This is a genomic window from Echinicola pacifica DSM 19836 (genome assembly GCF_000373245.1).
In the GTDB taxonomy this organism is placed as follows: domain Bacteria; phylum Bacteroidota; class Bacteroidia; order Cytophagales; family Cyclobacteriaceae; genus Echinicola; species Echinicola pacifica.
Genome location: NZ_KB890756.1, coordinates 136,693 through 150,463, shown reverse-complemented (window position 1 = coordinate 150,463; position 13,771 = coordinate 136,693). Strand labels below are relative to the sequence as shown.

Sequence of the window (13,771 nt, the reverse complement as noted above, 5' to 3'; positions counted from 1 at the left end):
CCAATTTGCCTTTAATCGTGAATAATTCAAACAGAAAGAACAATGACTAAAAGATATAAACACTTCTTGCTTTGCCTCCTGGCGCTTGGGCTGTATTCCTGCTCTGACCAGTGGGAAGAGCACAATGAAGCTTCGCAAGACCTCAATCAAAACTTGGTGCAGATGATCCGCTCAGATGCGGATCTGAGCACCTTCGCCTCCCTGATCACCAAAAGTGGGCTGGAAGCACAGTTGGCCTCAGGATCTTATACCGTCTGGGCCCCGGACAATGCCGCCCTGGAAGGCCTGCCTGAGCATATCACCAGTGATGAAGAGGCCCTAAAACTGTTCGTGGGAAACCATATCGGCTACCAACAGCAGCTGTCTTATCAGGCAGAAGAAGCCCCTCTCCGAGTGAAAATGCTCAATGGAAAAGTCAATGTCCTCAATAAGGATAGCTTTACCTCCGTGGACGAAACCGCCAACTTCGACTATGCAGACAGGCTCGCCAAAAACGGGGTGCTCTATAAAATAGATAGCTATCTCGAGGCGAAGCAAAATGTGTGGGACATCGTCCAGCAGCTTTCTGATAATCCCGTGAGTCAGCTGGTGACAGGAATGAGTGTTACCGATAGCCTCACCCAGGAATCTTACAACTACTTCCAATATGGAGTGGCTGACCTGAGCATCGAGGATAGCACTTATACCTTCCTGATGCTAAGCGACGGAGCTTATGCAGCTTTCAAGACCGGCTTGGAGCCTTATTATAAGGATACACTGCCCGAGACTGACAGCCCTTCAGTTCCTCTTTCTTTGGGCTTGTCAAAAGACCTGGTGTTTACCACCGCTTATTATGACAATGTGCCCGACACCATCCTTTCGGTGGATAGCGTGAAGGTGGCTTTCCACCAAAACCAAGTTCTGCAGAAAATCAACGCCTCCAATGGGGTGGTCTATGTGATGGATGGATATGACTATAAGCTGTCAGACAAAATTCCGGAAATCAAGATCGAAGGCGAATATTATGACGCCCTCAGCGATAACTCGGGGCCGGTAAACATCCGGGCACGTAGCTGGGCTTCCAATAAGCGCGACCTTCTCGTGATCAATAGTGGTATCGCTGGGTATAATGTTACCTATCGGGTGCCTTATGTTCATAGTACTAAATATAAAATCTTCTGGCGTGCCGTTAATGATGATTATATCCCCCGTACCAACGAACAGCGGATCGCCATCGACTCGGTGCAGAACAGCCTGTTTTCTCTGATGTTTGTGGTGCCTAATACCTTTGAAGAGGTTTTTGTGGGTGAGCATGAAGTGCAGAATTATGGAGACTTGAAGCTCATCCTGCAGGCTTATCCCACCACAAGTAATAGCTGGAACAGCCTCGTGCTGGATTATTTACGTCTGGAACCGGTTTTTGACTAAACCCAAAATAAGAATTCGATGAAGCAGAAAAATATATACAGAATAGTCACCGCAGCTCTCAGCCTTCAATTGGGATTTGCCGGAACCGTCTTGGCGCAGGATCTGGAAGAAGTAAAGGTAAAGCCTTCTCAGGAAGCCAGGTACCTGGCAGAAAAGATCACTGGTAAAGTGGTGTCAAAATCCACTGGTGAAGCCTTGGAGGGAATTGGCATTGCCTATAAAGAGCTTTCAGCTACCTTTTCCAATTCACAGGGTGGATTTGAACTCATGGTGCCCTCTTTGAGCACGAGCATAGAGGTCAATTTTGGAGATGCCTTGGTGAAAGAAATCCCCCTAAAAGGGAGAACAGAGATCACCATCGAGCTTACGGATATGGAGCTGGCCATGGCTGGCAGAAACTCCGTCCAGCTACCTTATCAGGTGCAGCCCAGCCACTATATCACTGGCGCGATCTCCTCCATAGATTATGCAGAGAGCCCCGCCCAGCGAGCCAATTCCCCCGAAGCTCTGGCACAGGGGGCTGCTTCTGGTGTGAATATCATCCGCCGCTCCGGTACCCCGGGGATAGGCGCTGATTTCTTCATCAGAGGTCTGGGATCACTCAATGCCCGCACGCAGCCTTTGGTGGTCGTGGATGGCATGATTTACGATCTCAATGAATACCAGGGATCCATCATTGACGGATATACTTCCAATCCCCTCGCATTCATTGATGTCAAAGACATCGATAATATCACCTTCATCAAAGATGGCGGAGCTATCTATGGCACTAAAGGGGCAAACGGCGTAGTGCTAATTACCACCTCCAGAGCCAGAGATCTCACCACCAGAATTGACTTCCATACTTATGGAGGGGTAAATATCAAGCCCAAAAACCTTCCCGTAATGGAAGCAGATGAGTTTAGACCCTATTACTCTGAAATGCTGGGAAGTGCTGGTCTATCCACCAACCAGGTGATTGGCAATCGCTATCTAAATGAAACTCCAGACACCCTAGGGTATTATAATTACCATAATAATACCGACTGGCAGGATCAGGTGATGCGCACCAGTTATGACCAGAATTACTTTATCAAAGTATCAGGAGGGGATAATATCGCTAGATATGCCCTGTCATTGGGCCACCTAAAGAGCAGTAGCATCATGGATGAGGAGGATTTCTCTCGCTCCAGCGTGCGATTTAATGCTGACTTTCAGGTCACCGAAAAGCTGACTGCAGGCACCAATATGGCTTTTTCCTATGCGGTAAACAACCTCCATGAATATGGCTATGAGTCGGCTTATATCAGTCCTCTGAACTTAGGGCTGGTCAAGTCGCCATTCCTCGCTCCCAATATCTATTCTGAGGAAGGGCTAATGTCTCCAAATCTCGCTGACTCGGACTCCCTGAATATCAGTAATCCCCGAAGCGTGGTGGAGAATATGACCGCCCAAAATCGTCGATATAGATTCTTTGGCGCTTATAATGCCAAGTACCAGTTTAATAAACATTTCAGCCTCAAAACACTATTTGGCCTTACGATCGATAAAAACCGTGAGACATTCTTCATCCCTGACCTAGGGGTAAACGAGGAAGTGGGCACGAATGCGATTATCAAAAACCAAATAGGTGGACAGGTGCAGCGTCTGTTTAGTACCTATAGCGATACCCGATTTGACTATACCAACACCTTTGGCTATGCTCATAATTTCAACCTGGGACTCGGCTTCAGATACAATAAAAACCGCCTTCAGGAAGACCGTGGTTATTCCTATAATTCAGGAACGGATGACCTGGTGACCCTTGGTTCTGGCGTCATCACACTAAACGATGCCTACGCCAATGCGGGCAACTGGGTGTGGATGAGCTATTACGCCGCCATCAATTATAATTACCTCAATAAATATTTCTTGGATGTCAATATGGCCGTGGATGGTTCTTCCCGCTTTGGAAAGGATACTGCCGATGGGATGAGCCTCTTTGGACACCGCTTTGGATTATTCCCTTCCGTGCAAGCGGCATGGCTGCTGAGCTCGGAGGATTTTATGTCTGGGGTAAACTTAGACTTGCTGAAGCTCCGACTGAGTTATAGCCAGGCAGGAAATGATGGCATCGGTAATTACCGCTACCTACAGACTTATTCCGGCTCCAATGTTTTGGCATCGCAGGGCCTGGTACGGGCTGATCTGGCCAATGAGCAGATTCAGTGGGAAACCAATACTAAGCTCAATGCAGGAATAGACCTGACCACTGCCAATAAAGTATTTGGTATAAGCCTCGATATTTATCAAAACACCATCAGTGATTTGCTGACCTTGCAGCCCTTGCAGGCGGCCACGGGCTTAAATTACTATATGGCCAATGGCGGGGAGATGGTCAATACAGGCATAGATTTGGGCCTGACCGCTCGTGTATTGGATGGTGATTTCAAATTGACCTTAGGAGCCCAGGCGGGAACTTATACCAATGAGGTAAAACAACTCCCCTATGACCAGAGAATCACTTCCGTGGCTGGTGGAGAGGTGATCACCACCGTCGGTGAATCTGCGGCGGTCTTCTATGGCTATGAGACCGAGGGAGTGTACAGCAGCTCCGAGGAAGCTGGCAGTGCAGGACTGAGCACCTACCTTCCTGACGGAAGCCTGGCGCCTTTCCAAGCTGGCGATATGATATTTAAAGATCAAAATGGCGATAAAATCATCGACGATGAAGACCGCACGGTGATAGGTAATCCCAATCCGGATTTTTATGGGGGCTTCAATGCCCACGCCACCTATAAGCGCTTCACCTTCGATGCCGCCTTTACCTTCAGTGTGGGTAATGAGGTGTATAATTATGTTCGCCAGCAAATGGAAAGCATGTCTGGCTACGAAAACCAATTGCAAAGTGTCCGCAACAGGTGGAGAAATGAAGGGCAGCAAACCGATATGCCTCAGTTGGCCTATGGTGACCCTCGTGGCAATAGCCGCTTCTCCGACCGATGGATAGAAGATGGCTCTTACCTCCGCCTGAAAACCATCAGCATAAACTACGCGCTTCCTGTGGATGGGAATATCATCAAGAGAATCGATATCTACGTCTCAGGGCAAAACCTCTTTACCCTTACCAAATACCTTGGCTATGATCCTGAATTTAGCTATACCAGCAGTGTCTTTGGTCAAGGGGTGGATGTGGGGCTGACCCCGCAGTTTACCAGTGTGTTATTAGGACTGAAAATCGGACTGTAATCATGGAGAAACTATCTAGAATTTTAAAAGCCGAACCTATGAAATGGATGCATATTCCTGTTAAGAGATATCTTAGCCTTGCCCTATTGAGCTTGGGGATGATCTCCTGCTCCGATATGCTGGAGGTGGATGCCCCCTCCAATCTGGAGAAGGATCAATATTACCTCAATGAATTTGACGCTGATGCCGCCGTGATCGGGGTCTATGGCCAGGTACTTCGTTTTGCAGAGCAATATGTCCTGCTCAATGAAGTCCGTGCCGATCTGGTGGAGCCCACCATGTACGCAGACGCAGACCTAGTGGCGCTGAGCAACCACTCGGTGCTGGCAGCAGACCATAATCCCTACGCCGATCCACGCGCCTTTTATGAGATTATCCTCAACTGTAATGATGTCCTGCAGGGCCTGCAGAAGATGAGGGGCGAAAACAGAATCACCCAGGATCAATTCGATCAGCGGTATTCTGATATTGGGGCCATTCGGTCTTGGGTTTACTTACAGCTGGGCATTCATTTCGGTGAGGTCCCTTATGTCACCCAATCCATTGAGTCCATTGATGAGGTAAATAATCCCGCCTTATTCCCCAAACTTCCTCTGGCAGAGCTAGTGGATCAGCTGGTAGCTTTCACCGAAAGCCTTCCTTATTTGGAAAAATACCCTTCCAACCTAAGCCTAGTGGGCAACTACGACGGCTACTTCATGGACAGGACCTTTATCAACAAAAAGATCCTTCTGGGAGACCTTTATCTGTGGCAGGGTAGCTATACCCAAGCGGCGGATATGTATAGAGATATTATGGAGACAGGCACTGGAAATGACCTTTATGATCAGTACAGAATGTCCTGGGGAGGAGCTCCCTATAATGTGGTCTATGGGAAAGAAAATGATATACGTACCCTTTCCAATAACAATTCTACCGGATGGAGATCCATGTTTGGCAGACCTTCCGGAGACCGCCGGGAAATGGAAGAGTGGGTTTGGATCATGTATTTCGATAGCGAGTTTGCTCCCGATTATCCATTCATCAGGCTATTTGGAAGTCAGGGTGAAGGGGAGTATTTGCTGAAGCCTTCGCAAACCATTATGGACCTGTGGGAATCAGAAACTCAGTTTAATAATTTCGAATTTGATGCCAGAGGCTACCTGTCCACAAACAACTGGGATGAGGTAAATCCGGAGATTGGCAAATATACCAATATCTATAACCCGGCCACTTCGCCGCTGGATAAGGATGGCAAGTGGTTCCTGGAGCGTTCGGGGTCCATGCACCTGAAATTTGCCGAGGCTGCCAATAGTGATAACTTGAGCGATGAGCTTCCCCGCCTGGCCAGAGCACTGGTCAATCAAGGAGTGAAGTCCGCCTATACACCCAGTGATTTCTCTGGTGATGATGTGACAGCAATTCAGAATACCCTGTATCTGCCGCACCCTTATGATTTTGATGCTCGGCAGGGGGATTTCCCTTATTATAGAGCGCCTTGGTATCGTACCCAAGGCCTGCGCGGAAGAGCCTACCTTCCTCCAAAGGAGCTTCCTGAGGAGATAGAAGATCTTGCGAGCGAAAGAGAATGGACCGAGGATCTCCTAATGGATGAATTGGCGCAGGAAACGGCTTTTGAAGGGCATCGATGGCCACAGCTTCTGAGAATCGCCATCAGAAGAAATGATCCAGCGGTGATTGCCGACAGGGTGTATGACAAGATGTCCAAATCAGATAATCCAGCCGTGGTTTCTGCCGCGGCCCAGACCCGCGCCAAACTGATGAGCGGCGACTGGTTCCTGCCTTATAACTGGGAAGAGTAATTTATGAATTTATTGCGCTTGCTCAGCAGCATGAAACCCAAAGTTTTAGCCCGCTGGGCAAGCGTAAAATATAGAGAAAAAGAGAATTTTTATAATTATGAAGTGCGGAAAAGTGTATTTGAATTTATTTGCGTCTTTTTTTGGAAAAACGTTTTTATTATAAAAAAAGAATACACTATATTAAGTTAATATTACCAATCACCTAGCACTATGAATATAGTAAACCTAAAAAAGAAAACCGGCATCAGCTGGAAAGAAAAGGTGTTAGTTTATTTGGCAACGTTATTAATATGTATTCTGGCGGCAAATTTCAAAACCAGGATACAGCACTTCACTGGAGATTCTCAAGAAGCAAATATTGAAATTTCTACCATTGAAGAATAACCATGACAACTAACATATCGACGAGAGGCAAGATCCTGATGGGTCTTGCCTTTCTATTTTCTTTATTAGGAATACAGGCTATTACCTTTGCCCAGACCTTGCGCCAAATGGAGAAGCTTGACCGGGGGCTGGTGGTGATCCCCTCCGAGGCAGGAAACTTCCTGAGCTGGAGAGTTTTGGGTACGGAACCCGAAGACATAGCATTTACGATCTACCGCATTGCTCCGACAGGAGCGGAAGAGAAACTCACCGCTCAGCCCATACGCGCGGCAAGTAGCTACCTCGATACCGATCCCAGCGCTGATGCTCGCTATCAGGTGAGGGCAGTGATCCAGGGCAAGGAAGAGGCTCCTTCTACTACGGTGAGTAGCTGGGAGCAGCCTTATCTATCCATTCCTCTGCAGACTCCCGAGGGCTATACGCCCAATGACGCCTCCGTGGGCGACCTCAATGGAGATGGCCGCTATGAGATCATCCTGCACCAGACGGGCAAGTCTCATGACAATTCCCAAAAAGGCTTTACTGACCCTCCTCTATTGCAGGCTTATACGCTGGACGGGGAGATGCTCTGGGAGATCAATCTCGGCAAGAATATTCGCGAAGGCGCACACTATACCCAATTTATGGTCTATGACCTCGATGGCGATGGCAAAGCCGAACTGGCCTGTAAGACGGCGGATGGCACCATCGATGGACAGGGAGAAATCCTGGGTGACCCTACTGCCGATTATCGCAATGAGAACGGCTATATCCTGGAAGGACCGGAGTTTCTTACGATTTTTGATGGCCTGACCGGCAAGGCGATGGCCAGTACCCACTATATTCCTGCTAGACATCCCGATACAGAAAACCCCAGTTCCGATGAGCTTAAGGACATCTGGGGTGATGGCTATGGCAATCGTGTGGATCGGTTTCTCGCTGGCATCGCCTACCTCGATGGGGAGCGGCCGAGCCTGATCATGAGCCGCGGCTATTATACCCGCACGGTGATCGCTGCCTGGAATTGGCGGGACGGAGACCTGACGGAAGTTTGGACGTTTGACAGTCATGAGGGAGATGCCGAAAACCGGAAATATGCCGGACAGGGCTATCATAGCCTGGCAGTGGCCGATGTGGATGAAGATGGTAAAGATGAGGTGATCTTCGGCGCCATGGCGATCGATGAGGATGGCCAGCCACTCTACAGCACAGGGCTGGGCCACGGGGATGCGATGCATCTCACCGACCTAGATCCCGAGCGTCCGGGAATGGAGATCTTTGGGATTCATGAGCATGTAAAGCATGAGCATGGCGCAAACCTCCGTGATGCCGAAACAGGAGAAATCATCTGGTCTTTCCCTTCTCCCGATGTGGGAAGAGGTCTGGCGATCGATATTGACCCGAGGTACCAAGGCTATGAATGCTGGGCCTCCGGCGAGGGGCTGAAGGGCCTCTGGAATATCAAAGGCGAAATGATCTCCGAAAAGAAACCTTCCTCCTGCAATATGGCTATATGGTGGGATGGAGACCTATCGCGCGAGCTGCTCAATGGCGTAGATATTGACAAATGGGACTTTGAAAACGCAGAGAGTCAACGGATTTTTTCTGGAGATACTTATGATTTGCGCAAGAATAACGGCACCAAATCCAACCCCTCTTTATGCGCTGATCTTTTCGGCGACTGGCGTGAAGAACTGATAGGAAGGACCGAAGATGGAAAGGAACTGAGGATTTTCAGCAGTACCATCCCTACAGAGCATCGCCTGTACACCCTGATGCATGATCCCGTCTATCGCCTGAGCATTGCCTGGCAAAACGTAGGTTATAATCAGCCTGCCCACCCTGGCTTCTTCCTAGGAACAGGAATGTCCAATCCCCCCAAACCAGCGATCAAAATTCAGTAGGGATTAAAAATGACCTCTATTCAACCATGAAATCCATAAAATGCCGAGCCCAGCTCGGTATTTTTTTTGGCGATGGTGGGTCAGTTTTTGAGTGGGCAAAAGGTGGGGATAAGTGCTGACATATGTTTTTTCTGAGCCATTATTTCCCTCAGACCATGACACACCAGAAGAGTTTCCTGCTTCCTATTCCCTAATTTAATGCCTGCACTATTTCCCTGGTCTTGGGCTGGGGAGTTTTGGTAAAAATAGAAATAATAGTAAACCTATGAATCGATCGATATTATTTGGTGGAATCTGCGCACTTGCGATGGCCTGCAGTCCACAGAAGGAAGAAAATAGTTTGCACAGTTTTAAGCTGACCAATAGCTCAGACCTGGAGCTGCAATCCAAACCGGTAAGGCTGAGCTGGGAGGAGCTACCCGGCGAAAAAGACCCGTCCAAGTTTCCATTAATCCTCACGGAGGCTGGAGATACGATTCCTGCCCAAAAAGGAGACCTTGATGGAGATGGGGAATGGGAGGAAGTATTTTTTGTGATAGACCTCCCTGCCCAATCAGAGCGTAATTTGCAGCTGGTCTGGACGGAGGAGGAGATAGTCTTTGAACCTAAAACCAGCGTGCGATTCGGCAAAAGGCTGGGCGCCAAACTACCCGTACATGCGATGCTTGGAGACACCCTGCATCCTGATGGCCTTCCAAAAAGTGTCGGCTATCAGCCTTACCAAACCGATGGCCCAAGCTGGGAGAACGATAAGGTAGGTTTTAGACATTATTTTGACGGCAGAAATGCCAAAGATCTCTTTGGTAAGAAGACCTCCAAAATGAGCCCTGACAGCGTGGGGATCAATCGTATAGGAGGCGTGGAGGACAATTACCACGTGATGGAAGATTGGGGCCGGGATATCCTGGCAGTTGGCAATTCAGCTGGACTGGGAGGCATAGCCTTGATGATCGAGGGGCAGCCCGCCAGGCTAGGCGTCACTGCTGCCGACTCCATCAATACGATCGAGGAATCCATCTTCCGTATCGTGCAGGAAGGCCCCGTGAAATCGGTCTTACAATTTGATTATAAAAACTGGCAAACCCATGGTCGCAGCTACGAGGTTCAGGAGAAAACTTCCATCTGGCCTGGCATGTATGCCTACAAAAATTCTGTGTCAGTGACTGGCCTCCAAGGTGATGAGACCCTGCTGGTAGGCTTAGTTAATATCAATAATGATCAGGAAATCAGTGAATTGGACATAAATGACGAGTGGGTGGTGCTACTCACCCATGACCAGCAATCGTATAATAAAGAATGGTGGCTGGGAATGGCACTTATTCTTCCCAAAGCTATCTATCAAGGCTATACTGAGGCACCGGAAACGGGTCCGCTTTCTTCTACCTACCTCGCCAAACTCAGCATAAAAGAAGGTGAGTCCGTCGAGTATTTCGCAGCAGCAGGTTGGGAGCTATCCGATAAGCAGTTTACCGATAGGGACTATTTTACCAAATATATCAGCAATCTCGTCCTGCAAATCAGCGCGGAAGTGGAAGTTACCTGGGATCATAATGCGCAATAATAGATTCTTTACTAGCCTTATTATCATTCTCTCAGGAGTCTTATCGGTCTCCTGCCAGTGCTCTGTAAACTCTAATGGCGATGAGGAAAAGACAAGCTCTTCCAATATCATCCTGGAGGAGGACTTTTCCTCGCCTTTGTCTCCTGAGCACTGGCAGGTGGAGATGGAGGGGCATGGATATGGTCAGTCCTCCGTATCTGTGCTAGAGGACCAGCTGGTCATGGATACCAAGGCTGGGGTCACCGTATGGCTAAAACAAAAACTTCAGGGCAACCTACAAATCACCTACAAGAGACAAGTCGTAATGGAAGGTGGGATCAATGACCGCCTCTCCGACCTCAACCAATTTTGGATGGCCAGCGACCCGAGGAATGCAGATTTATTTACCCGTCAGGGGAAATTTGACGAATATGATTCATTGCAGATGTACTATATAGGTTTTGGGGGCAATTATAATAAAACTACCCGATTCAGAAAGTACCAGGGAACAGGGGAGAAGACCCTGCTATTTGACCTAGAAGACAAGGAGCATCTGCTCGCCCCGAATCATTGGTACACGATCACTATACGCGTAAAAGATGGACTAATTACCTTCCAGGTGGATGGGGAGACCTTCTTCAGCTATCAGGATGAGCAAGTACTAAAGGAGGGTTATTTTGGGTTTCGCTCCACCTGGTCCCGGCATAGAATCGATGATTTACAGATCGTCAAGCTCGATTAACAGATAAACTAATTAGGTTTTGGGGAATTGATTTCCTCCTGACCTCCATTACTATTCTTAAAATACAATGAAAAATCACTCCTTTTCCCGAAGGTCTTTCATCAAGACATCAGCCCTACTTTCGGGGGCTAGCTACCTAGCTCCTTATGCTTCCGCTACACAGGGGATTCCGATATCCTCCAGCGTGGATTCTGTCGCACTGGACTGGCTGGAGCAGCCGGGAAATAGTCATAGCGATGGACTTACCCTCGGGGTACCCTGGCCTCGGGGGGCAGTGAGAGAGAATAATTTTATCCTGAAACAAAAGGATGGTAAACAACAGCCCATCCAGACCTGGCCATTGGCCTACTGGCCGGATGGATCCCTAAAGTGGACCGGCCTTGCTATCGCCCAGCCCACGGCCCTGGATGGGGGGCTTTCTATAGCTCCTGGCCAGGGGATACAGCCGCAGCAACTACTGAAAGTGGAGGAGAAATCATCAGCAATACATATTGATACTGGCATCATGCAGGTGCAGATCAATAAGTCGGGAAGTAAGTTGATAGAAAATATAAGCAGAGGCGGGCGTACTAGTTTGCGGAATGGAAGGCTGGTGCTGTCCTGCCAAAATGCCGTGGAAGGGGAAAGTGAATCCATACAGAAAAAAGAATACAGCAGTGCAATTAGCGTGGTGACGCTGGAGCAATCCGGTCCGATACGGGCAGTCGTGAAGGTGGAAGGGACGCATTCTTCCGGAGATCGGGAATGGTTGCCATTCGTCGTTCGATTTTATTTCTATGCTGGCGCGGAATCTTTGCGTACGCTGCATACCATTATTTTTGATGGGGAGGAAGAAAAGGATTTTATCAATGGCCTGGGCCTTCGTTTTGAGGTGCCCCTGGAGGATGAGTTATACGATCGCCATATTCGATTTGCGGGAGAAGGAGAAGGCATTTTTGCAGAGGCTGTGAGAGGACTTACTGGCTTGCGCAGGGATCCTGGCGAGGCGGTTCGGCAGGCTCAGGTTCAGGGTAAGAAGACCCCAGCACTTGCTACTTTCCCTGAGAATGTCAGTTCTCGATTACATTATATTCCTGCTTTTGGTGACTATACCTTGTCCCAGACCAATCCTGACGGATTTTCGATTAGGAAAAGAACGAAGGCCGGGCATAGCTGGTTGAAATCCGGCTTTGGCAAACGAGCTCGGGGCATCGGCTATATTGGTGGTCCTCAGGGCGGCGTGGCCTTTGGAATTCGTAATTTTTGGCAAAGTTATCCGGCTCAGTTGGACATCAAGAATGCTCAAACCGACAATGCAGAGGTGACGATGTGGCTTTGGGCCCCGGATGCGCCTGCCATGGACTTGAGGTTTTACCACGATGGGATGGGCCAGGATACCTATGATAAGCAGCTTGATGCGCTTAATATCACCTATGAGGATTACGAACCTGGTTTTGGAACGGCAAAGGGAGTGGCCCGAACCAGCGAAATGTACCTGCATTTATTGAAGGAGACGCCAGATCCCACTCTTTTTAACTCCATTTCGAATGGAATTGCCAGCCCGCCTCAGCTTAGCCCGGCTGCGGAATACATGAAGCAAGTCGGGGTTTTTGGGCGGATATGGGGACTTCCTGATACTTCCACACCAAAAAAAGCCCTGATAGAAGAGTATTTGGAGGACCATTTCCAATTTTATAAGCAGCAGGTGGAGGATCGTCACTGGTATGGATTCTGGGATTATGGAGATGTGATGCATAGCTATGATTATGACCGGCATACCTGGCGGTATGATGTAGGCGGATTTGCATGGGACAATTCCGAGCTATCCACGGATCTATGGTTATGGTATTATTTCTTACATACAGGAAGAGCAGATGTGTTCCGTATGGCAGAGGCGATGACTCGGCATACAGGCGAGGTAGATGTACATCATTTAGGGAAATTTGCCCCGCTAGGGAGCCGACATAATGTGCAGCATTGGGGTTGCAGCGCCAAGCAGCTGCGGATATCTACGGCCGCCAACAGGAGGTTTTATTATTACCTGACCGCAGATGAGCGGGTGGGGGATCTGATGAGAGAGCAGATCAACGCCGTCGCCACACTCAAAAAAGTACCACCTACCAGGAAGGTTAGCGATAAGTCCACCTGGGAAACCGAGGATAATCCAAACTTGGTTTATGCCGGGTTTGGCACCGATTACTCTGCCATAGCCGCCGCATGGTTTACCGAGTGGGAGCGTACTGGAGGGGAGGAAATCAAAAATCGACTGATGAATAGCATGCGGACCATTGCTGCTCAGCCCCGAGGATTCTTTACCGGCGGCAGCCGCATGGATCTCCAAACTGGAGCCTTCGAAATCCAGGAGAGTACCCGCGCCACCGCCTCCCACCTGAGTGCTGTTTTTGGCCTGATGGAAATATGCGCAGAGCTGATCGAGAATATAGATATGCCTGCTTTCAAAGAGGCCTGGATTCAGTATTGTGTCCTTTATAATGCCTCGGAAGAAGAGCAGCAGGAGGCCCTAGGGCGGTCTCTAGGGAAGCTCAACCTTGGACAGGGTCACAGCCGCCTGACCGCCTATGCCGCAAATCAACTGAAAGACCCAGCCCTCGCCCAAAGAGCCTGGAGAGAGTTTTTTGAGGGGAAGGCGGGCTATGATTTTCACAAACCGGTGATCCACGAACTGACCGGGCCTGCGGTGCTGCAGCCCATGGAGGAAGGAGATGTCTCCACCAATGCCACCGCCCAATGGGGATTGGCAGCCCTGCAATGTATGGCTTTGGTAGGCTCCTACCTGGAGAAATAAAGAGAATATAAATACACAACT

Annotated in this window: 8 protein-coding genes; all 8 read left to right on the top strand. The window is 48.9% G+C overall.

Annotated features, from left to right (window positions below; genetic code table 11):
• The first annotated feature begins 42 nt into the window (after positions 1–42).
• Positions 43–1,407, top strand: a complete 1,365-nt coding sequence (locus tag B050_RS0117985) for a fasciclin domain-containing protein (RefSeq protein WP_018475350.1) — start codon at positions 43–45, stop codon at positions 1,405–1,407.
• Positions 1,408–1,425: 18 nt separating this feature from the next.
• Positions 1,426–4,614 (top strand): SusC/RagA family TonB-linked outer membrane protein, encoded by a 3,189-nt coding sequence (locus tag B050_RS0117980; protein WP_018475349.1) that lies wholly within the window; start codon positions 1,426–1,428, stop codon positions 4,612–4,614.
• Positions 4,615–4,616: 2 nt separating this feature from the next.
• Positions 4,617–6,416: a RagB/SusD family nutrient uptake outer membrane protein gene (locus B050_RS0117975; RefSeq protein WP_018475348.1), complete on the top strand. Its 1,800-nt coding sequence runs from the start codon at positions 4,617–4,619 to the stop codon at positions 6,414–6,416.
• A gap of 210 nt (positions 6,417–6,626) precedes the next feature.
• Positions 6,627–6,800: a hypothetical protein gene (locus B050_RS23585; protein WP_018475346.1), complete on the top strand. Its 174-nt coding sequence runs from the start codon at positions 6,627–6,629 to the stop codon at positions 6,798–6,800.
• Between the two features lie 2 nt (positions 6,801–6,802).
• Complete coding sequence (locus tag B050_RS0117960) at positions 6,803–8,683, top strand: rhamnogalacturonan lyase (RefSeq protein ID WP_157492891.1); 1,881 nt, start codon at positions 6,803–6,805, stop codon at positions 8,681–8,683.
• A gap of 265 nt (positions 8,684–8,948) precedes the next feature.
• A complete protein-coding gene (locus tag B050_RS0117955; RefSeq protein WP_026235998.1) occupies positions 8,949–10,244 on the top strand; it encodes a DUF4861 domain-containing protein in 1,296 nt (431 codons plus the stop codon).
• Positions 10,234–10,965, top strand: a complete 732-nt coding sequence (locus B050_RS0117950; protein WP_018475343.1) for a DUF6250 domain-containing protein — start codon at positions 10,234–10,236, stop codon at positions 10,963–10,965. Before B050_RS0117955 ends, B050_RS0117950 begins: the two co-directional genes overlap by 11 nt.
• 67 nt (positions 10,966–11,032) lie before the next feature.
• On the top strand, positions 11,033–13,750 hold the full coding sequence (locus tag B050_RS0117945) for an exo-rhamnogalacturonan lyase family protein (RefSeq protein ID WP_018475342.1): 2,718 nt from the start codon (positions 11,033–11,035) through the stop codon (positions 13,748–13,750).
• The last annotated feature ends 21 nt before the right edge of the window (positions 13,751–13,771 follow it).